This window comes from Sulfitobacter sp. PR48 (assembly GCF_028807335.1).
In the GTDB taxonomy this organism is placed as follows: domain Bacteria; phylum Pseudomonadota; class Alphaproteobacteria; order Rhodobacterales; family Rhodobacteraceae; genus Sulfitobacter.
This window is the reverse complement of sequence record NZ_JARAMM010000008.1, coordinates 52278-74382: the sequence shown is the minus strand read 5'-3', so window position 1 is coordinate 74382 and position 22105 is coordinate 52278. Positions and strand designations below refer to the sequence as shown.

General features: G+C 64.1%; 16 protein-coding genes. 8 read left to right on the top strand and 8 right to left on the bottom strand.

Going from position 1 to position 22105, the window contains the following annotated elements; translation table 11 throughout:
* Nucleotides 1-534 precede the first annotated feature (534 nt).
* The 4 genes from PVW51_RS12135 to PVW51_RS12120 form a co-directional block, all read right to left on the bottom strand.
* Complete coding sequence (locus PVW51_RS12135; protein WP_114273259.1) at nt 535-1044, bottom strand: bactofilin family protein; 510 nt, start codon at nt 1042-1044, stop codon at nt 535-537.
* A complete protein-coding gene (locus PVW51_RS12130; protein WP_269364303.1) occupies nt 1034-2362 on the bottom strand; it encodes a M23 family metallopeptidase in 1329 nt (442 codons plus the stop codon). Before PVW51_RS12130 ends, PVW51_RS12135 begins: the two co-directional genes overlap by 11 nt.
* Nucleotides 2363-2557: 195 nt before the next feature.
* Nucleotides 2558-3367 carry a ferritin-like domain-containing protein gene (locus tag PVW51_RS12125; protein WP_269364302.1) on the bottom strand — a complete coding sequence of 270 codons (810 nt, stop codon included), beginning with the start codon at nt 3365-3367 and terminating at the stop codon, nt 2558-2560.
* On the bottom strand, nt 3364-3825 hold the full coding sequence (locus PVW51_RS12120) for a peroxiredoxin (RefSeq protein ID WP_269364301.1): 462 nt from the start codon (nt 3823-3825) through the stop codon (nt 3364-3366). The genes PVW51_RS12125 and PVW51_RS12120 overlap by 4 nt, the downstream gene beginning before the upstream one ends.
* Nucleotides 3826-3920: 95 nt before the next feature.
* On the opposite strand from PVW51_RS12120, the gene PVW51_RS12115 reads away from it, so the two are divergent.
* The 8 genes from PVW51_RS12115 to uvrA all read left to right on the top strand — a co-directional run bounded on the left by PVW51_RS12115 (nt 3921) and on the right by uvrA (nt 17745).
* Entirely contained in the window at nt 3921-7283 is a 3363-nt protein-coding gene (locus PVW51_RS12115) for a YhdP family protein (protein ID WP_274575275.1), read from the top strand.
* Between the two features lie 22 nt (nt 7284-7305).
* Nucleotides 7306-8361: a tRNA preQ1(34) S-adenosylmethionine ribosyltransferase-isomerase QueA gene (gene queA, locus PVW51_RS12110; protein WP_274575274.1), complete on the top strand. Its 1056-nt coding sequence runs from the start codon at nt 7306-7308 to the stop codon at nt 8359-8361.
* A gap of 653 nt (nt 8362-9014) precedes the next feature.
* Entirely contained in the window at nt 9015-10274 is a 1260-nt protein-coding gene (locus PVW51_RS12105; protein ID WP_269364297.1) for an MFS transporter, read from the top strand.
* A 121-nt stretch (nt 10275-10395) separates the two neighbouring features.
* Nucleotides 10396-10983 (top strand): DUF924 family protein, encoded by a 588-nt coding sequence (locus PVW51_RS12100; protein ID WP_114274721.1) that lies wholly within the window; start codon nt 10396-10398, stop codon nt 10981-10983.
* Between the two features lie 87 nt (nt 10984-11070).
* Nucleotides 11071-12477 (top strand): dihydrolipoyl dehydrogenase, encoded by a 1407-nt coding sequence (gene lpdA, locus PVW51_RS12095; RefSeq protein WP_274575273.1) that lies wholly within the window; start codon nt 11071-11073, stop codon nt 12475-12477.
* A 577-nt stretch (nt 12478-13054) separates the two neighbouring features.
* Nucleotides 13055-13615, top strand: coding sequence for a methyltransferase domain-containing protein (locus tag PVW51_RS12090; RefSeq protein ID WP_274575272.1), 561 nt, complete (start codon nt 13055-13057; stop codon nt 13613-13615).
* Nucleotides 13616-13627: 12 nt separating this feature from the next.
* Nucleotides 13628-14788, top strand: a complete 1161-nt coding sequence (locus PVW51_RS12085) for an MFS transporter (RefSeq protein WP_269364290.1) — start codon at nt 13628-13630, stop codon at nt 14786-14788.
* Between the two features lie 80 nt (nt 14789-14868).
* A complete protein-coding gene (gene uvrA / locus PVW51_RS12080) occupies nt 14869-17745 on the top strand; it encodes an excinuclease ABC subunit UvrA (RefSeq protein WP_274575271.1) in 2877 nt (958 codons plus the stop codon).
* A gap of 93 nt (nt 17746-17838) precedes the next feature.
* Here the strand turns inward: uvrA and PVW51_RS12075 are convergent, their stop codons facing one another.
* The 4 genes from PVW51_RS12075 to PVW51_RS12060 all read right to left on the bottom strand — a co-directional run bounded on the left by PVW51_RS12075 (nt 17839) and on the right by PVW51_RS12060 (nt 22068).
* Entirely contained in the window at nt 17839-18870 is a 1032-nt protein-coding gene (locus tag PVW51_RS12075) for a hypothetical protein (protein ID WP_274575270.1), read from the bottom strand.
* Between the two features lie 124 nt (nt 18871-18994).
* Nucleotides 18995-19879 carry a 3-hydroxyisobutyrate dehydrogenase gene (gene mmsB, locus PVW51_RS12070; protein WP_274575269.1) on the bottom strand — a complete coding sequence of 295 codons (885 nt, stop codon included), beginning with the start codon at nt 19877-19879 and terminating at the stop codon, nt 18995-18997.
* Between the two features lie 11 nt (nt 19880-19890).
* Nucleotides 19891-20916, bottom strand: a complete 1026-nt coding sequence (locus PVW51_RS12065; RefSeq protein ID WP_274575268.1) for an enoyl-CoA hydratase/isomerase family protein — start codon at nt 20914-20916, stop codon at nt 19891-19893.
* A gap of 9 nt (nt 20917-20925) precedes the next feature.
* On the bottom strand, nt 20926-22068 hold the full coding sequence (locus PVW51_RS12060) for an acyl-CoA dehydrogenase family protein (RefSeq protein ID WP_274575267.1): 1143 nt from the start codon (nt 22066-22068) through the stop codon (nt 20926-20928).
* Nucleotides 22069-22105: the final 37 nt, after the last annotated feature.

Here is a 22105-nt window from a genome sequence, read left to right as displayed (position 1 = left end):
CGTTTGGTCCGCCCTTTTGCGTTTGGGGAGGTGGTGTGGGAAGGGAGGTTCTGAGATCAACGTGTCGTGGGGCGCAAGCCGGGCCAGCGCCTGCCCGGGGTGGGCGATACCGACTTGTGTAGATGGCACTTTATTTCTCAACCATGATGAGTCCTATCGGGAGAACACCCAGCCTCACCAAATCGCCTACCCGTGGGGCGGGCAGGCGATGGCCCGGCGCCTTCGGCTTGTTCCGGGCTTTGGTGGTGGTTGGCAGCAAAGTCCGCGCTGTTGCCAACCAGTCAACCGTCGGCGACGGTCGAGGCCGGGCCCATAGAGCCTTGGCGTCCCGAAACCTGAGGGCCGCGCCCGCCCAGAGGGCGGGTCGGGCGATGCCCGGCTTGCGCCGGGCGGGTCGGGCGCGGCCCGGACGCGGGGCGTCCGGGCGTTGTGGTTAACCGGGGCTTCGGCCCGTACAGCCAATCCCACATCACCCCCCAAAAGCAAAAAGGCGCCGCAGCCTGCGACGCCCTTTGAAACCGGGATGCCGATGCCTCAGGAGGCGGGGTTCGGCTTCTGGGTCGGTGCGTTCTTGGCACCGGGGTTCAGAGGGTCGTCCTGACGCTGGACGGAGCCTTCGAAATGCGCGCCGGATTCAATCGCGATGGTCTTGTGGATGATGTCGCCTTCGACCCGTGCGGTCGAGGTCAGGCGGACCTTGAGGCCGCGCACGCGGCCCACGATACGGCCGTTGATCACCACATCATCGGCAACCACTTCACCCTTGATGGTCGCGGTTTCGCCGATGGTCAGCAGATGCGCGCGGATGTCGCCCTCCACGGTGCCTTCGACGTTGATATCGCCCGTGGTCTTCATGTTGCCGGTCACATGCAGATCGGAAGACAGGACCGAGGCCGGGGGTTTCGCCTTGGGCGCCGATGCCTTGAACTCGTTGGGCTTGGGCTGGGCAGGCGTGGACTGCGCCGGGGCCTGCGGTGTCGCCTGGCGCTGGCTTTCGGCATCCTTGTTCGGGGCGGGATCGTTGATTTTGCTCTTAGAAAACATCGTTTGCAGCCTTGATATAGATCATGGGGTTAACAGCTTTGCCGCCGACTCGGACTTCATAGTGCAGATGAACGCCGGTGACACGTCCGGATGCTCCCATATCACCAATGTGCTGCCCGCGCGAGACCCTTTGTCCGACCTTCACGCGAATGCGCGACTGATGGGCATAGCGGGTCTCGATCCCGAACTCATGCTGGATCTTGACCAGACGGCCATAGCCGGACTGCCAGCCCGCATGGGTGACCACGCCATCCGCAGTGGCATAAAGCGGCGTGCCGATCCCGGCGGCGAAATCGACGCCGGAATGCATCCGCCGGCCGCCGGTCTTGGGATCGCGGCGATAGCCAAACTGGCTGGTGAAGCGAAAGGCGGATTTGACCGGTTTGGCAAAGGGCGCTTTCTGCGCCGCGATCCGGTAGAGGTTCAGCCGGTCCATCTGGTTCAGCAGACGGTTGGCGCGCAGCGTGTCGGGGGAGGGCTCCTCGCCCCGGGTGGTAAAGGAGAGCGGCGTCATCGGGCCACCCTGGCCGGAATAGCCGCGCTTGACGGTGGCCAGGATGCTGTCGGTGGACATGCCCGCATTGCGAAACATCTTGTCCAGCGGGGCGACGGAAACGGTCATCGCCTCTTCGAGCTGGCGGAAGATTGCGTCGTTCTGGTCTTTCATCAGGGCGATCTGCTGGGCCATTTCGTCGGCCTGCAACAGCGCGTCCTGTGCATCGACGATCACCTGATCGCGTTCCTTGGCGGTCTCGGCCAGTGCTTCGGCCAGAAATTCGATGGGGGCGCTTGAGGCGGCGGCCTGCACGACGCCGGTGCCGCCTTCGGCCAGCGACCCCTCAAGCGCGGCAAGCTGGGCGCGGGCGTCCTGACGTTCTTTCATGGTGTCGCGCAGGGTGGACTGGATCACGTCGATCCCGGTTTCCAGCTCGCGGCGGCGGGTTTCGGATTCCAGCAGCTCGGACTGCATCGTGGAAATCTGCTTGAGTGCTGCGTTGAACCGGTTCTGGGCGGCCAGCGCCTCTTCGGCGCGGCCATCGCGCTGTGCGGAAAGATCGTTCAGACGGGCCTGGTAGGTGCGCTGATCGCGCTTGGCCTGTTCGCGGAAGTTGCCCGACCCGATGCTGTCCATCAGCAGGATGGCGGTGGCGACGATGGCCCAGGCAACGACGGCGGCGCAGCCGGCAAAGGCGATGATCTGGGTGCCGGGACGCAGGCGGATAAAGCGCGTGTCACTGTCGGATTTGAGAAACACGCGACGTTCGGGAAAGTACTTCTCCAGCGTCGCATGGACCTTGATGGCAAGCGTAGAGCGCAATGTATATTCCTTTTTCCGTCCCAAAACGGGCGCGGTAATCCCCATACGCGCCCGAATTCAGATTTTCTTAGCTACACTGTGACCTTGGGGCAACCCTGTTGACCTGTCCGGCGGCGGCATTTCACCGGAATGCGGTATATTGGCAAAAATCCGCCGATACCAAGAGCTTGACGATTTGTGTTGAAGTTGAGCGTTTCAGCCCGAGGCGGTCAGGGGCCAGTAGAAGTCCGGGGGAATGCCCGCTTCGGCGCGTTTTTCCTCGTTGAACGGGGGTTTCAGATCGCCGTGGAAGTAGGTCCGCACAAGGCTGTGAAACCGTTCCTTGGGGTCTTCGTCGAAGCGCCCGCAGAGAAAGTGAAACCACTTGGACCCATAGGCGACATGGGCCACTTCCTCGGCATAGATCGTCTCAAGCGCGGCCACGGCGCTGTCAGCCTTGGCCTGTTTGAAGATCTTGATCATGCCGGGGGTCACGTCCAGGCCGCGGGCCTCAAGCACCATGGGCACAACCGCCAGCCGGCCCATCAGGTCATCCACCGTATCCTCTGCCGCGCGCCACATGCCCGCATGGGCGGGCAGCGCGCCGTAGTGGCTGCCCATTTCTTCAAGGCAATCGCACATCAGGTTGAAATGTTTGGATTCCTCATCCGCCGCCTTGACCCAATCGTCGTAGAACCCCATCGGCAGGCGGGTGTCGGTGAACCGCGCGATGATGTCCCAGTGCAGGTCCACCGCGTTCAATTCGATATGGGCGACGGCATGCAGCAGGGCGATGCGCCCCTCGGGCGTGCCGGGGCGGCGGCGCGGCACGTCGCGCGGGCTGAGCAATTCGGGCGCGGCGGGCCGGGCAGGGTGCAGCGGCGGGTCGGCATGGCCGATTTCAGGCGTCTCGCCCGCCGCGCGGGCGGCCTGCCACGCCGCCGCATGGCGGCGCGACAGGGCGGTCTTTTCGCGGCCATCGGCACAGCGCAGCACCGCCTCGGCCATCTGGGCAAGGGCAATCACAGGGCGCGCGCCGCCTCCAGCACCGCCTCCACATGGCCGGGCACTTTGACCTTGCGCCAGACCTGCGCGATCCTGCCGTCGGCACCGATCAGATAGGTCGCGCGTTCGATGCCCATGGATTTCTTGCCGTACATGTTTTTCTCGACCCAGACGCCATAGGCCTCGGTCACGTCGCCCTGTTCATCCGACAGCAGCGGCACGGTCAGCGCATGTTTGGCCACGAATTTGTCGTGCTTGGCCATGGTGTCGCGGGAAATGCCGAAGACCTTTGCGCCTGCCGCCTCGAAGTCCGACAGGTTTGCCGAGAAGCCGATGCTTTCCGTGGTGCAGCCCGGCGTGTCGTCGCGCGGGTAGAAGAACAGCACAACCGGTTTGCCGCGCAGGTCAGAGAGGGTCACCTCGCCGCCGCCGGTCACAGGAAGGGTAAAGTCTGGTGCTTGCTCGGAAATCTCGGGCATGGATCACGTCTCTTTCACTTGGATGCAGGATGTCGGGCTGTCATACTAGGCCAATTCAGGCGCGTGCCAAGAGGGCCGCCCGATTTGGGACACAGATGAGCAAACCCGACACGCCCCGCCCCAGACGCAAGCCGCATCAGCATGTGGCGCGTTTCGGCCTGTGGTCGATCCTGCTCTTGAGCCTTGCCGCCGGGGCGCTGGTGGGGGCGCTGTGGCTGTCGATGGGCCAGCCCCTGCGCGCGCCCGGCTGGCTGCAGGAGCGGATCGAGGCGCGGATCGCGCGTGAGCTGCCCCAGGTCCGGGTCTCTCTGGGCGAGGCGGAGCTGGTGGTGGAGGAAGGCTGGCATCCGCGCGTGCGCCTGCGCAATGTCGCCATCAGCACGCCCGAAGGGGCCGAGATCCTCAGCCTGACGGAGTTCAAGACCGGCTTTGCCCTGCGCCCGCTGCTGGACGGGATCGTGCAGCCGCAATCCATATCGCTCTCGGGGGTGGTGGTGACCCTGCGCCGGGACGCGGCGGGCCGGGTGGCGCTGAGCGCAGGCGTGGGGCCGGGCAGTTTCAGCCGCGAGGCCGCGACCCTGCCGCAGTTGATCGCCCAGCTTGACGGTGTGTTGCAGCGGCCGGCCTTGCAGGCGCTGACCGAGGCGGAGCTGCGCGCCGTGACCCTGCAGTTCGACGACCTGCGCGCGGGCCGCAGCTGGACCGTCGATGGCGGGCGGCTGCTGTTGTCGCGCGAGGCCGGGGTGCTGGCGCTGTCGGCGGATCTGGCGCTGCTCAGCGGCGGGGCCGGGGTGGCGACCCTGTCGGCCAATTATGCCAGCCGCATCGGTGCCAGTGCCGCTGAATTCGGTGTCAGTTTCGAAGGCGTCGCAGCCGAGGATATTGCAACCCAGGGCCCTGCCTTTGCCTGGCTGGGGGTGCTGCGCGCGCCGATTTCAGGCGCGGTGCGCAGCGGGCTGAACGATGCGGGGCAGTTCATGCCGCTGAACGCGACCCTGCAAATCGGCGCGGGCGTGGTGCAGCCCAATGCGCGGACCCGGCCGATCCCCTTTGAGGGCGCGCGCAGCTATTTCAGCTATGATCCCGCCGAGGCGCTGCTGCGCTTTGCCGATGTGCGTCTGCGCAGCAAATGGATCAGCGCGGAAAGTTCCGGCACCGCAACCCTGGGTCTGACGCCGGAGGGCCAACTGAGCGATCTGGTCGGGCAGTTCACCATCCGCGACCTGCGCGCCAATCCGGCGGATATCTATCCCGCGCCTGTCGGGCTGGCCGAAACCGACCTCGATTTCCAGATGCGGCTGAACCCGTTCCGCCTGCAATTGGGGCGGGTGCAGATCAGCGACCAGGGCAAGACGCTGCTGCTGGATGGCAAGCTCTCGGCGCGGCCTGACGGCTGGCGGGTGGCGCTGGACGGGCAGATGGACGGGCTGACACCTGAGCGGCTGCTGGAGCTTTGGCCCGAGGGGCTGAAGCCCAAGACCAGGACCTGGCTGGTGGAGAATGTCCGCAAGGGCGAGGTCAGCAACCTTGACCTGGCGCTGCGGGTGGCACCGGGCAAGGCACCGCAGACCTATGTGGGCTTCGATTATGCCGGGGCCGATGTGCAGTTTCTGAAAACCATGCCGCCGGTGACCGGGGGCAAGGGGCATTTCAGCCTGATGGACAACCGGCTGGTGGTGGCTGTGGATGAAGGGGTGGTCACGGCGGATGAAGGCGGTGATGTGCGTCTCGGGGCTTCTTCCTTCATCATTCCCGATGTGCGCGTGCGTGATGGTGCCCCGGCGGTTGTCCGGCTGGAGGCCGAAGCGAGTGTGACCGCGGCGCTGTCCCTGCTGAACCGGGCGCCGCTGAACGTGATGGACAAGGCCAATCTGCCGGTCGATCTGGCAGGCGGGCGCGCCGCGCTGAGCGGTCAGATCGCCTTGCCGCTCAAGAAAGGCAGCAAGGACAAGGTGGTGTTCGACGTGTCGGGCAAACTGCGCGATGTCAGCAGCAGCGTTCTGGTCAAAGGTCGCGCGCTGTCGGCCCCCGAAATCGGCGTGGTGGTGGACAATGACCGGGTGATCCTGACCGGTGCGGGAGAACTGGACGGCGCAGGCTTTGACGGCAGTTTCGTGCTGCCCATAGGGGCGGGGCCGGCAACGGAAGAGGCGCCACGGACAGCCGGGCTGCGCGCGGAGGTCAGCCTGGATCAGGCGGCGCTGGACGCCTTCGGGATCGCCCTGCCGCCCGGGACTGTCGCGGGGCAGACAAAGGCGCAACTGGAGGTGGACCTGCCGAAGGGCCGCGCGCCGGAGTTCGATCTGCAATCCGATCTGCGGGGGCTGCGCCTGTCGGTGCCGCAGCTGAACTGGGCCAAACCCCCGGCCAGCGCCGGAAAGCTGCGCGTGACCGGGCAGTTGGGTGCCACGCCGCGCGTGGACCGTCTGGCGATTTCCGGCCCCGGCCTGAGTGCCGAGGGCGCGGTTCGGTTGCGCGAAGGCGGGGCGCTGGACCGGCTGAGCTTTGACAGGCTGCGCGCGGGGGAATGGCTGGATGCGGCGGTGGATATCGTCGGGCAGGGCGCGGGCAAGCCGGTGCAGGTGGTGCTGCGCGGCGGTGTGCTGGACATGCGGCAGGCCGATCTGGGCAGTGGCGGCGGCGGCGGCGCACAGGCCAGCGGCCCGCCGATGCAGGTCCGGCTGGACCGGTTGCAGATCACCGATACCATCGCCCTGACCGACCTGCGCGGCAATTTTGCCACGGCGGGGGGGCTGGACGGTTCCTTCCAGGCCCGGCTGAACGGCGGCACCCCGGTCGAGGGGCGGATCGTACCGCAGAACGGACGTTCCGCCGTGCGGCTGATATCGGCGGATGCGGGCGGAGTGTTGCGCGCCGCCGGGTTGCTGCGGCAGGTGGTGGGCGGGCAATTGTCGCTGACGCTGCTGCCGGTAGGGACCGGCGGGACCTTTGACGGCACCCTTGAGGTCACGGATGTGCGGGTCAAGGATGCGCCGGGCATCGCGGCGCTGCTGAACTCGATCTCCGTGGTGGGGCTGATCAACGAGCTGAACGGGGACGGCATCTATTTCGATCAGGTCGAGGGCAGGTTCCGCCTGACGCCAAAGCGGCTGACCCTGACCGAAGCCAGCGCTGTCGGCGCGTCGATGGGCCTGTCGATGGACGGGATCTATGCGCTCGATTCCGGCGTGATCGACATGCAGGGGGTGATCACCCCGGTCTATCTGCTCAACGGCATCGGGTCGGTGCTGACCCGCAAGGGCGAGGGGCTGATCGGGTTCAACTATACGCTCAAGGGCCCGGCCAGACAGCCCAGTGTCGGGGTCAACCCACTGTCGGCGCTGACGCCCGGCATGTTCCGCGAGATCTTTCGCCGCCCGCCGCCAAAGGTGCCGCAGGCACCGGGAGCGCGGCCGCCACCGCAAAAACCCGTTGTCCGGCGCACGCCGGGGCGCTAGACGGCCCGGAAAAAGGCGCACCATGAAACTGTCAGATTTCGATTTCGACCTGCCCGAGGCATTGATCGCGACCCGGCCCGCCGTGCCGCGGTCTTCGGCGCGTCTGCTGGTGGCCGATGGGGCTGCGCTGCACGATTGCCGGGTGACCGACCTGACCAACTGGCTGCGCCCGGGCGACCGGCTGGTGCTGAACGATACCCGGGTGATCCCGGCGCGGCTGTCCGGGGTCCGGCTGCGCCAATCGGCGCAGGGCCAGGTCACCGCCCGGATCGAGGCCACCCTGCTGGAGCCGCGCGCCGATGGCACATGGGCCGCGCTGATCAAGCCGCTGCGCAAGCTCAAGGTGGGCGAGCGGGTGGATTTCAGCCCGGAGCTTCATGCGACGCTGGAAGCGGTGGCCGAGGGGCAGGGCCATCTGCGCTTCAACTGCAAGGGCGCGGATTTCGACGCGGCGCTGAACGCGGCGGGGGCGATGCCGTTGCCGCCCTATATCGCGGCGAAACGCCCGGCAGATGCCCGCGACCGGACGGATTACCAGACCATCTGGGCGCGCCATGCGGGGGCGGTCGCGGCCCCCACGGCATCGCTGCATTTCGACGCGCCGCTGCTGGAGGCCTTGGCGGAAAGGGGCGTCTGCTTTTCCCATGTGACGCTGCATGTGGGTGCGGGCACCTTCCTGCCGGTCAAGGTGGATGACATCACCCGGCACAAGATGCATGCCGAATGGGGACAGGTCAGCGCCGAGGCCGCATCGGAGATTGCCGCAACAAAGGCGGCAGGTGGCCGGGTGATCCCGGTGGGGACAACCGCCCTGCGGCTGATCGAGACCGCGGCGCGGGAGGGCGAGATCAGGCCCTGGGAGGGCGACACCGACATCTTCATCACGCCGGGCTTTCGCTTTCACGTCGCGGATGCGCTGATGACGAATTTCCATTTGCCGAAATCCACCCTGATGATGCTGGTCTCCGCGCTGATGGGGCCGCAGGCGATCCGTGACATCTATGACCATGCAATCGCGCAAGAATACCGGTTCTTCTCCTACGGGGATTCCAGCCTGCTCATTCCGGGTCAAAAGTGACACAAGTGCCAGGTGCCAGGCAAAACCGGCTTTTGCGTCACATCGCTGACCCGGAGCGCGGCGCTAGGTCCAAAGGACGGGGGCAGGGGGCCCGGCGCCTTCGGCGTGTTCCGGGCCTGGGTGCCAGTGACAGACGGCAGCATTGTTCCGCTCACCTGACCTTCACACACGTCGCAGCGAAGGACCGGAAAGAGTCTTTCCGCTTCCCCAGCGCGGAATCAAGGCCGCAGGCCGCCGCGCATCGCCGGGCCGTCCCCTGGCACGGCGATTTGGCTGCTGTCGTGTGCCACGGATAGCTTGGAAGTGCTTGGCTGCCATAAAGTGCCAGTCACTGAGGTCGGATCGCCGAACCACGGCCCGTCGATGCGCGGCTAGACGTTTCGTTGCGAACGGCAGCTCCGTCCGCTCACCTGACCTTGCCCCATACCACGCCCCAGGTCTGGTCCGGGTCGGAAATGCCTGGCACGGCCCAGTGACAAGATTCAGCAAATGCGCCGCCAGGAGTCGGAGTTGCGCGACAATCGACAACAAGGGCCGTTCCGGCCCGACAGGTGACACGATTCGCAAAAAAGCGCCTGAATGTCGTATAACCGGGTGACGCCGCTGCCCAAGAGGTTCAGGGAGGGGCCAAACGGCAGATTGGATTCGCAGCGATGATACAGGTTCTTTCCAGCGCATGGGCGCTTTTGCTGGGCATGTGCCTGTTGATGGTCGGCAACGGGATGCAGGGCACGCTGCTGGGTATCCGTGGCGCGCTTGAAGGTTTTTCCACCTTCGAGATGTCCATTGTCATGTCGGCCTATTTCGTGGGCTTTCTGGGCGGGTCGCGGCTGGCGCCGCATATGATCCGCAGAGTCGGGCATGTGCGGGTCTTTGCGGCACTTGCCTCGCTGATCTCGGCGGTGATGATTCTCTATCCGACCTTTCCGGCGGTCCCGCTCTGGGCAATCGGGCGCGTGCTGATCGGGTTCTGCTTTTCCGCGGTCTATGTGACGGCGGAAAGCTGGCTGAACAATGCCGCCGACAATTCCAACCGGGGGCAGGCGCTGTCGCTTTACATGATCGTGCAGACGCTGGGCATCGTCGTGGCGCAGGCGCTGCTGCTGGCGGCGGACCCTTCGGGCTATGTGCTCTTCGTGATCCCCTCGGTGCTGGTCAGCGTGGCGGTGACTCCGATTCTGCTGACGATCAGCCCGACACCGGCCTTTGACACAACCAAACCGATGAGCCTGCGGGAACTGGCACGGTTCTCGCCGCTGGGCTGCATTGGCATGTTCCTGCTGGGCGGCGTCTTCTCGGCGCAATTCGGCATGGCACCGGTCTATGGCGCGGAGGCCGGGCTGAGCGTGGCGCAGATCTCGACCTTCGTGGCGACCTTCTTTGTCGGTTCTGTGGTGCTGCAATATCCCATCGGCTGGGTCTCGGACCGGATGGACCGGCGCACGCTGATCGTCATCACCTCTGCCATCGGGGCGGCGGGCTCGGTCATGGGGATGATGCTGGGCGATGTGTTCTGGCTGCTGCTGATCTCCGCCTTCATCGTGGGCGGCATGTCCAATCCGCTCTATTCCCTGCTGATCGCCCATACCAACGACTTTCTCGAACATGAGGACATGGCCGCAGCTTCTGGCGGGATGATCTTTATCAACGGGCTGGGGGCCATCCTGGGGCCGATCATCACCGGCTGGATGATGGGCACCTCGCTGGGGCCGGGCGGGTTTTATCTGTTCACGGCGGTCCTCTTCGTGATCCTGGCGGTCTATGCCACCTACCGCGCCACCCGCCGTCCCGCCGTGCCGGTGGACGAGACCGGAAACTATGTCGCGCTATACCCCACAGCCACGGCTGTCGCCGTCGAATATGCGCAGGAATATGCCATCGAAAGCGAGCAGGATGACGAAAACAACAGTTGAACGCGGCAAACATGTCGCAATTGATATAAATCGTGAGTCGCCGTTGGGGTTAAGATGTTCATAAGGTGGGATGATCTTGCCATAGGTCGCAAGATTGCGTGCAAGCTGAGGAGTGTGATCCATGCAAGGCCCTGATGAAGTACTTTCGTTCTGGCTGGACGAAGTTGGCCCCAAGGGCTGGTACGAGGCCAGCGATGCGCTGGACGCCACCATCCGTGACCGGTTCGAGGCGACATGGGAGGCGGCCTGCGAGGGCAAATTCTCGCTCTGGCTGACCTACCCCTCGGGCGCATTGGCCTACATCATCCTGATGGATCAGTTCTCGCGCAACATGTTCCGGGGCCAGGCCAGGGCCTTTGCCAGCGACCGTGCCGCACTTGCGGCAGCGAAATCCGCGATCGAGCGGGGCTGGGACCTGAAGATCGACGAACCGGCACGACAGTTCTTCTACATGCCGCTGATGCATTCCGAGAATCTGTGTGATCAGGACCGCTGTGTGCGGCTGATGTGCGAACGCATGCCCGAAACCCGCGAGAACAACCTGCTGCATGCGCGTGCGCATCGCGAGGTGATCCGGCGGTTCGGGCGGTTCCCCTATCGCAACGAGGCCCTGTCGCGCGCGGGCACCAGCTGCGAGATCGCCTATGTCAGCGATGGCGGCTACGGGCAGACTTTGCGCGAATTGCAGGCAGAATCCGCCGTCGCCTGACGACTTTCAGTTCTCGCGGTTGTGACAGATCAAAAAGTGGTTTAACGGTAAACTATATCTGTCTGTCACATTGCGAGGACCTCGAGAATGGCTGCAAAATCCTTTGATCTTATCGTGATCGGTGCGGGGCCCGGTGGCTATGTCGCCGCCATCCGGGGGGCGCAACTGGGGCTTTCCGTGGCGATTGTCGAGCGCGAGCATCTGGGCGGCATCTGCCTGAACTGGGGCTGCATCCCGACCAAGGCGCTGCTGCGCTCTTCCGAAGTCTTCCACCTGATGCACCGGGCCAAGGAATTCGGGCTGAAGGCCGAGGGCATCGGTTATGATCTGGACGCGGTGGTCAAACGCTCGCGCAAGGTGGCGGGTCAATTGTCGGGCGGGATCGGCCATCTGATGAAGAAGAACAAGATCACCGTGGTGATGGGCGAGGCGACGTTGCCTGCCAGGGGCAAGGTCAGCGTCAAGACCGACGCAAAGAATGGTGGGGGCACCGAAGAACTGACCGCCAAGAACATCGTTCTGGCCACCGGTGCGCGGGCCCGCGAACTGCCGGGGCTGGAGGCGGATGGCAAGCTGGTCTGGACCTACAAGCACGCGCTGCAGCCGGCACATATGCCGAAAAAACTGCTGGTGATCGGTTCCGGGGCCATCGGCATCGAATTTGCCAGTTTCTACAATACCCTGGGGGCCGACACCACCGTGGTCGAGGTGATGGACCGCGTCTTGCCGGTGGAGGATGCGGAGATTTCCGCCTTTGCCAAGAAGGCCTTTGAGAAACAGGGCATGAAGATCATGCAGAAGGCCATGGTCAAGCAGCTGGACCGGGCCGGTGACAAGGTGACCGCCCATATCGAGGTGGGCGGCAAGATCGAGAAACAGGACTTCGACACGGTGATTTCCGCCGTGGGCATCGTCGGCAATGTGGAGGGGCTGGGTCTGGAGGACCTGGGCGTGAAGCTGGACCGCACCCATGTGGTCACCGATGAATATTGCCGCACCGGGGTCGAGGGGCTTTATGCCATCGGCGATATCGCCGGGGCGCCCTGGCTGGCGCATAAGGCCAGCCATGAGGGTGTCATGGTGGCCGAGCTGATCGCGGGCGGGCATCCGCATCCGGTCAAACCCGAAAGCATCGCGGGCTGCACCTATTGCCACCCGCAGGTCGCATCGGTGGGCTATACGGAGGCGAAGGCCAAGGAGCTGGGCTTTGACATCAAGGTGGGCCGTTTCCCGTTCATCGGCAATGGCAAGGCCATCGCGCTGGGAGAGGAAAGCGGGATGATCAAGACCATCTTTGACGCCAAGACCGGCGAATTGCTGGGCGCGCATATGGTGGGGGCGGAAGTGACCGAGCTTATCCAGGGCTATGTGGTGGGCCGTCAGCTGGAGACCACCGAGGAAGACCTGATGAACACGGTCTTCCCGCATCCGACCCTGAGCGAGATGATGCATGAGGCGGTGCTGGATGCCTATGGGCGTGTGATCCACATGTGAGCCCGCCGGGGTGTGATCTGACGGACGCGCTGCGCGCGACACGATCTAGGCTCTGGACCCATTAATTCTATATGCTCAGTTTGACAGATTTTTTCGCAGACCAGGAACATCTGCGCAAGAATAGTGGTTCTATTTCAAGCAGATGTGACGCAGGCTGCGGGAAAATCCGTCAAACCCGAAGGGCGGCGATTTCACTTCATTTCAACGTCTTGGGTCGCTTGCAAATAGAACCACTATTGACTGCACGCCCCAAACCCTTGAAATTTCGCGAAATCGCCGCTGAGCATATAGAATTAATGGGTCCAGAGCCTATGGGCGTTTCTTGCGGACCTGAGCCCCTCGGGGCGGATGTTGCGCGGTTTGAGGGGGTGAATTTTCTGCTGAGAAGGTGTTCAGGGCGCGATGCGTCCTGAACGACCTGTTTCGATGGTTTTCCGAGTCTGAACCGCCTCAAGGACAAGCCGCTGCGCGGGGCCTGCGGCCTCCTTGACCCGGTTCAGACTCTTGTTGTGCCAGACTCTTGTTATGCCAGACTCTTGTTATGGACGGGCCGCAGGGCCGGTGGCATAAGCAGGGCATGGTAAGTCTCAATCGTGTCGTCATGCAGCCGGCCAGCCGCCGGATGATCAATGCCCTGGGTCCCTCGGATCTGGATTGTGCAGAGATATCAGGCAAATGGGGCAAAAGGTTCGATTTCAAATCCTACAGCCAGTTCCGCTATCCCGAGTATGACGTCTGCGGTGAACCCTTTACCGATGCGGCGGGGGTGCCGCTGACCTTTGACCTGATCCTTGCCAATCAGGTCTGGGAACATCTGGACCGGCCCTATGCCGCCACCCGCAACATCCATCGCATGTTGCGCCCGGGCGGGTATTTCTGGGTTGCGGTGCCGTTTTTCGTGCCGTTGCATGCGGCCCCGCAGGACAATTCGCGCTGGAGCGCGCGGGGGCTGAAGAACCTGCTGATCGAGGGCGGGTTCGCGCCCGATGCCATCCATGCGGAGCAATGGGGCAACCGGCATGTGGCAATGCGCAACCTCGAAGCGCACTGGCCGCCGGAATATGACGCAGAGACCGATGACATCAGGAACGACCCTGAGATGCCGATCTGTTCCTGGGCGCTGGCGCAGAAGGTCTGAGGCGCGGGGCGGATGGCAGCGAAACAGACGTCTTTTGCGCTGGTCCTGGCGCTTTGGGCCGCGGGGCTGGGCGCTGCGGCGCAATATGGCAAGGTCTCGGTGATTTTCGACATGCTGCCGGGGGTCTATCCTGCGGCGGGGGCGTCGCTGGGTTTTGCCGTGTCGCTGGTGGGCTTTGTCGGCATCCTGCTGGGGGTGGTGGCCGGGCTGGTGGTGGCGCGGGTCCGCTATCGCCGGGCCTTGCTGATGGCGCTGTGGCTGGGGGCGGTGCTGTCGCTGTTTCAGTCTTTGTTGCCACCGCTGCCGCTGTTGCTGGTGTCGCGGGTGATCGAAGGCGCCTCGCATCTGGCGATAGTCGTGGCGGCCCCGACGCTGATCGCGCAGATCAGCGCGGAAAAGGACCGCGGCTTCACCCTGACCCTTTGGGGCACCTTCTTTGGCGTGGCCTTTGCGGTGCTGGCGGTGCTGGGGCGGCCGCTGGCGCTGGCCTATGGACCGCAGGCGGTCTTTGCCGCCCATGGCGCCTATATGGCGGGCTGTGCGCTCTATCTGTCGTCGCGCCTGCGCCGCCTGCCGGACGAGGGGCCGCAGCCGGTGTTTTCGCTGTTGCGGGTGCTGCGGGACCATGTGGCGATCTACCGCTCGCCGCGGCAATCCGCGGCTGGGCTGGGCTGGCTGTTCTATACCTTCAGCTTTGTTTCCATCCTGACGGTTCTGCCGCCCTATCTGGATCCGGGGCTGCGCGGCTGGATCATGGGGGCCATGCCGCTGGTCAGCATCGCGGTGTCGATGACAGCCGGGGTGGCGTTGCTGCGCCGGATCGCCGCGGTGCGGGTGGTCGAACTGGGATTCGCCGGATCGCTTGCCGCCGCACTCTGGCTCTGGGCCAGTCCGGGCGCGCCGCTGGCCTGTCTGGCGCTGGCCGCCGCGATGGGGTTGATCCAGGGCGCCAGCTTTGCCGCCGTGGCACAATTGAACGATACCGCCGCTTCCCAGGCCCGGGCCAACGGGGCGATGGCGCAGATGGGCAACCTGGGCAATACCATCGGCACGCCAGTGATGGCCGCCGGGTTGATCTGGCTGGGCTATGCTGCGCTGCCGGTGCTGGCGGGGGGCGCTTTCCTGGCCGGGCTGCTGGTCCACCTGTGGCTGGGACAGCGCCGCGCCGCCTGAATGTTCTTCTTTGGTTCTTATTTTATCGTTGGAGAATCCCGCGTCCGCGCCTATGTAGAAACCGGGAAACGGGGTGCTGTATGGCTGAGCTGAAGAATATCGAAGTGCGCGGCGCGCGCGAACACAATCTCAAGAACATCGACGTGGATATTCCGCGCGACCAACTGGTTGTTATCACCGGGCTTTCCGGCTCGGGGAAATCCTCGCTCGCCTTCGACACGATCTATGCCGAAGGGCAGCGCCGCTATGTCGAATCGCTCAGCGCCTATGCGCGGCAGTTCCTCGACATGATGCAGAAGCCCGATGTGGATCACATCAGCGGGCTGTCCCCGGCGATTTCCATCGAACAGAAGACCACCAGCAAGAATCCGCGCTCCACCGTCGGCACAGTGACGGAGATCTATGACTACATGCGCCTGCTGTTTGCGCGGGTCGGCACGCCCTACTCCCCGGAGACCGGCAAGCCGATCGAGGCGCAGCAGGTGCAGGACATGGTGGACCGGATCATGACCATGGAGGAGGGGACCCGCGCCTATCTGCTGGCCCCGATCGTGCGCGACCGCAAGGGCGAATACCGCAAGGAATTCATCGAACTGCGCAAACAGGGCTTCCAGCGGGTCAAGGTCGACGGCGCGTTCCACGAGCTGGACGCGCCGCCTACGCTCGACAAGAAGTTCCGCCATGACATCGACGTGGTGGTGGACCGGATCGTGGTCCGCGAGGGGCTGGAGACGCGGCTGGCCGATTCCCTGCGCACAGCGCTTGATCTGGCCGATGGCATCGCGATCCTGGAAACTGCTCCGGCAGAGGGGGAGCCCGAACGCCATACGTTTTCCGAAAAATTCGCCTGTCCGGTCAGCGGCTTCACCATTCCCGAAATCGAACCACGGCTGTTTTCCTTCAACGCGCCTTTCGGGGCCTGCCCCTCCTGCGACGGGCTGGGGGTTGAGCTGTTCTTTGACGAGCGTCTGGTGGTGCCGGACCAGAACCTGAAGATCTATGACGGCGCGCTGGCCCCCTGGCGCAAGGGCAAGAGCCCCTATTTCAAGCAGACCATCGAGGCGATTGCGAAACATTACGACTTCAACCAGCAGACCCGCTGGAAAGACCTGCCCGAGCAGGTGCAGCAGGTGTTCCTCTACGGGTCCGGCAAGGAAGAGATCAAGTTCCGCTATGACGAGGGCGGGCGCGTCTATGAGGTGACGCGCGTCTTCGAAGGGGTGATCCCCAACATGGAACGCCGCTATCGCGAGACGGATTCGAACTGGATCCGCGAGGAATTCGAGCGCTATCAGAACAACCGCCCCTGTGGCACCTGCGGCGGCTATCGCCTGCGGGCAGAGGCGCTGGCGGTCAAGATCGGCCCGGCGGATGATCTGAAACATGCAGGCCAGGTGGTGCAGATGTCGATCCGCGAGGCCTTCGACTGGTGCAACACGGTGCCGGCGGCGCTCAGCCCGCAGAAAAACGAGATCGCCCGCGCCATCCTGAAGGAAATCCGCGAAAGGCTTGGGTTCCTCAATAACGTGGGGCTTGAATACCTGACACTGGCACGCTCCAGCGGCACCTTGTCTGGGGGCGAAAGCCAGCGCATCCGGCTTGCCAGCCAGATCGGCTCCGGCCTGACCGGGGTGCTCTATGTCCTTGACGAACCCTCCATCGGGCTGCACCAGCGCGACAATGACCGGCTTTTGCAGACGCTGAAGAACCTGCGCGACCAGGGCAATACCGTGATCGTGGTGGAACATGACGAAGAAGCGATCCGCGAGGCGGATTATGTGTTCGACATCGGGCCGGGGGCCGGGGTGCACGGCGGGCAGGTGGTCAGCCATGGCACGCCCGATCAGGTGGCGGCGGACCCCAATTCGATCACCGGCCAGTACCTCACCGGCAAGCGCGAAATCCCGATCCCGGCAACCCGGCGCAAGGGCAAGAACAAGAAAGTGCAGGTGGTCAAGGCGACCGGCAACAACCTGCAGAATGTCACTGTGGATTTTCCTTTGGGACAATTCGTCTGCGTCACCGGCGTGTCAGGCGGCGGCAAATCCACGCTGACCATAGAAACCCTGTTCAAGACCGCCTCGATGAACCTCAATGGCGCGCGCCAGACGCCCGCCCCCTGCGAGACCATCAAGGGGCTGGAGCACCTCGACAAGGTCATCGACATCGACCAGCGCCCGATTGGCCGCACGCCACGCTCGAACCCGGCAACCTACACCGGGGCCTTCACCCCGATCCGCGATTGGTTCGCAGGCCTGCCCGAATCCAAGGCGCGCGGCTACAAGCCGGGGCGCTTCAGCTTCAACGTCAAGGGCGGGCGCTGCGAGGCCTGCCAGGGCGACGGCGTCATCAAGATCGAGATGCACTTCCTGCCGGATGTCTATGTGGAATGCGAGACCTGCAAGGGCGCGCGCTACAACCGCGAGACGCTGGAGATCAGGTTCAAGGGCAAGAGCATCGCCGATGTTCTGGACATGACCGTGGAAGACGCCCAGGCGTTCTTTCAGGCGGTGCCGTCGATCCGCGAAAAGATGGACGCGCTGATGCGGGTGGGTCTGGGCTATATCAAGGTGGGCCAGCAGGCGACGACGCTTTCGGGCGGCGAGGCGCAGCGCGTGAAACTCTCCAAGGAGCTCAGCAAACGCTCGACCGGGCGCACGCTCTATATCCTGGATGAACCAACCACGGGGCTGCATTTCGAAGATGTGCGCAAACTGCTGGAAGTGCTGCATGAACTGGTCGATCAGGGCAATTCCGTCATCGTGATCGAACATAATCTCGATGTGGTGAAAACCGCCGACCATATCATCGACATCGGCCCCGAGGGCGGCGATGGCGGTGGCCGTGTGGTGGCCACCGGCACCCCGGAAGACGTGGCCGAGGTGGCGGAAAGCTACACCGGCAAATACCTCAAGCCGATGCTCACCAAGGCGCGGGCGAAAGTGGCGGCAGAGTAACCCCGGGCTTCATTGTTCCGAAAATATACCACGGGGGTCCGGGGGTGTGAAACCCCCGGTGCGCCGCCCTCTCGGCGGCCGCGACAATCCGGTTCACAGCACCGCGCGGGCAATCCGGATCAGTTGCAACGTCTCGTACTGGCTGTCGCTCAGCCGGATCACCTGACCGTTCAGCACCGCATAATTGACGTCCGGTCCGGGGGCGGGCAGGCGGTACAGACGGCTGAGTTCATACTGGGTCAGCGCGGCGGTGGGCGCCACGTTCAGCCCGCTGCCGATATCGGCCACCTGGGCCAATTCGTTGATCAGCAGCAAGCCGGTGTAATCCTCCTGATCCAGCAGCACCGGCATCCCGTCGATCAGCGCATAGCGCTGACCGTTCGGGGCAGGGGCCAGACCAAAAAGCCGCGCGATCTGCGCCGATTGCAACAGCAGGTTCTCCGAAGGGGTCAGGCCGCGCCGCAGATAATCGTCGCGCTGCCGCAGCCAGAGCCGGTCGTATTCCGCGTCATCGTAGCTGAGCCATTGCTCCTGGGTCACGCCCTGTTTCGCCAGACCGGGCGGCACGCAGGCCGGGGTCTTCTTGGCCAGGCCGGGGGGGCAGTTGCGATAGGTGATCAATTGTTCGATCGGGGTATCGGCGACCACCAGTTGCGGACCGGCCAGGGCAAGGGCAACGCCACCCAGCAGGGTCAGCATGTCGCGGTCCGCCGGGGCCTTCACGCGCAGGATTTCTTCCGCCCGCTTGTCCCAGTCGGCACCGCGCAGCGTGCCTTTGCCCGCTTTCAGTGCCTTGTCCGGCTTGTCGTTCCTGGCCTGTTGCTTGTGGGCTTTCCCGGGTTTGTCCGGCTTGCCCTTTGCAATGTCCCCGGTCTTGTCCTTGCCCTTGGCCCGTTTGTCCTTGCCATGGCCCTTGGCCTTGTTGCCCTTGGCGGGCTTTTCGGCTTTTGCACCCTTGCCGTTCCCCTTGCCATTGTCCTTTGCCAGCCAGAGCTGCGCGCTGTGATCCGCGGTTGTCAGGGCGTTGACAGAGGAGGCGCTGACAGGGCCTGCGGCCAATGGCGCGGCGGCCAGGGAACTGGCCAGACCGACGCTCAAGAGGGCGGATGTCATCAGATGTCGCATGTGTTTCCTTCCCGGTGCGGCGGCGCATAAACGTCACCTTTACGCATTCAACCGATGGGAAGGCAGACAGGTTCCCGGGCGGGATTGCCCGTCGGCGTGGCTCCGCCGACGGGGCTGGCGGGCATCAGCCGTTGCGGCCACGGGCCGCGAGACGGGGCAGCATGGCGGAAAAATCGCGGCCCTTGCCGTCTTCTTCCTCGACGAAGGTCTTGTAGATTTCCAGTGCCCGCGCCCCCATCGGGGTGTCGGCATCCACCAGTTCGGCAGCCTGTTGCGACAGGCCAAGGTCCTTGAGCATCAGTTCCGCGGCAAACCCGGGTTTGTAACCGTTGTCGGCGGGCGATTTCGGCCCGACCCCCGGCGCCGGGCAATAGGCGTTCATCGACCAGGAATAGCCCGAAGAAGTGCTGACCACGTCGAACATGCGCTGACGGTCAAGGCCAAGCTTGTCGGCCAGGGCAAAGGCTTCGCAGGTGGCGATCATCGTGGCGCCCAGGATCATGTTGTTGCAGATCTTGGCGGCCTGGCCCGCGCCCGCAGCGCCGCAATGGACCGCCTTCTGGCCCATGATCTCGAACAGCGGTTGCGCTGCGGCAAATGCCGCTTCGGACCCGCCCGCCATGAAGGTCAGCGTGCCGCCTTCGGCCCCGCCAACGCCTCCGGACACAGGTGCGTCCACCGCAAGAAGCCCCGCATTTTCAGCGGCTTCCGAGGTGTTCCTCGCGCTTTCCACATCCACGGTCGAACAGTCGATGAAGACCGCGCCCGCGCGCATATGGCCAATCGCTTCTGCCGCGACCTGGCGCAGGATCGACCCGTTTGGCAGCATGGTGATCACCACATCCGCGCCGGTGACGGCATCGGCGATGCTGTCGGCGACGGTTACGCCGCTGGCGGTGGTCCCGGCCACGTCATACCCCGCGACCGCATGGCCTGCCTTGGCAAGGTTCGCCGCCATCGGCCCCCCCATGTTGCCAAGTCCGATGAATCCGATTTTGAGCGCGGCCATAGAATGTCCTTTCAGAGTTTCACCGCATCCGCACCCAGCGGTTGCAGCATGTGAGAGATTGCCGCCGGGGGCACTTGGCCCCCGGCATGTTGCCAGCGCGGATTGCGGTCCTTGTCGATGATCGCGGCGCGGATGCCTTCCAGGAAATCGCCGTCTTCCATCGCGCGATAGGTAAAGCGGTATTCCAGATCCAGCGCGGTTGCCATTGTGGGGCCAGTGTCGCGCAAGCGGTGAATGATCTCAATCGTGCAGGCCGCCGAGAGTGGCGAGACACGGGAGAGTTTCTTCAATGTGTCCTTTGCAAAACCGGTATCCGCAGTTTGCAAACTGTCCAGAACCGCCTCCAGATCCGCGCCAGAAAAATGCCTGTCAATCTCGGCAAGCTGGTCGCGCAGGCTGCCGGGGGGCGGTGTTTCCCCTTTGATTTCAGCGGGATCGCCGGTGGTTTCCAGTTTTGCAATAACCTCTGGCCAGGACGCTTCCGGCAGAAAGACATCTGCAAACCCTGCAAATATCGCATCATCCGGCCCCAGGCGTGTTGCGGTGGTGCCCAGGTATTCGCCCAGCCTGCCGGGGGCGCGGGCAAGGATCAATGTGCCGCCCACGTCGGGCACCAGACCGATGCCGCATTCGGGCATGGCGATCTGGCTGCTTTCTCCGACCACCCGGTGCGACCCGTGGCAGCCGATGCCGACCCCGCCGCCCATGGTGAACCCCTGCATGAACGAGACGACGGGCTTGTCATAGCCGAAAATCTTGTTGTTCAGCCGGTATTCATCGGCCCAGAACCGGCGGCCGTAGGCGTAGTCACCCCTGGTTCCGGTCTCGTATAATTCGGCAATATCCCCGCCGGAACAGAAGGCGCGTTCGCCTTCGGCGTCGATCACCACCAGCGCCACGGCGTCATTCCCCGCCCAGTCATCCAGCGCCGCCTCGATCGCCAGACACATGTCATAGGTCATGGCGTTCAGCGCCTGGGGCCGGGTCAGGGTGATGCGCCCGGCGCGGCCCGTGATGCGGATGTCGATATCGCTCATGGCAGGGCCTCAGCGGTTCTTCAGCATGTCGCGGGCGACGATCACGCGCATGATTTCATTGGTGCCTTCAAGGATCTGATGTACCCGCAGATCGCGCACCAGCTTTTCGATGCCGTAATCCGCAAGATAGCCGTAGCCGCCGTGCAGCTGCAGGCATTGATCCACCACCTTGCTGCCCGTCTCTGTCACGAATTTCTTGGCCATGGCGCAGAACTTGGTCGCATCGGGCGCCTTGTTGTCCAGCTTCCACGCCGCCTGCCGCAGGAAGATGCGCGCGGCCTGAAGCTCGATCTCCATATCCGCAAGGCGGAACTGCAAGCCCTGGAACTGGTCGATGGCCTGACCAAAGGCCTTGCGTTCGCCCATATAGGCGAGGGTCTTGTTCAGCGCCGTCTGCGCCGCGCCCAGCGAACAGGCGGCGATGTTCAGCCGGCCGCCGTCCAGACCCACCATGGCATATTTGAAGCCCTTGCCCTCTTCCCCGACAAGGTTGGCAGAGGAAACATCGCAATTGTCGAACTGGACCTGTGCCGTGGGTTGGCTGCGCCAGCCCATCTTGTCCTCCAGCCCGCCAAAGCTGAGGCCCTTTGTCCCATCCTCGACCAGCAGGGTAGAGACACCCGCCGCCCCGTCGTCAGAGGTGCGTGCCATCACCACATAGGCATCGGAATAGCCGCCGCCGGAGATGAAGGCCTTGCTTCCGTTCAGCCGGTAGCCTTCGTTGGTGCGTTCCGCGCGCGTCTTGAGCGCTGCGGCGTCAGAGCCTGAGCCGGGTTCGGTCAGGCAATAGCTGAGCACGGTGTTCATGGCGACCACATCGGGCAGCACCCGGCCTTTCAGCGCATCGCTGCCAAATGTGTCGATCATCTTGGCGCACATGTTGTGGATCGACAGGAAGGCCGCGACAGAGGGGCAGGCCATCGAAAGCGCCTCGAACACCAGTGTCGCATCCAGACGGCTGAGCCCCGAACCGCCGACCTCTTCCGAGACATAAAGACCGCCAAAGCCCAGCTCACCGACGCGCGGCCACAGGTCCCGGGGAATGGTGCCGTCCTTTTCCCAGGCATGGGCATGGGGCGCGATCTGACCCTGGCCGAAATCACGCGCCATATCGAAGATGGCTGTTTGTTCCTCTGTCAGTGCAAAGTCCATCGTGCTCCCTCCCCAAATCACGTTATTGAACGCTTGT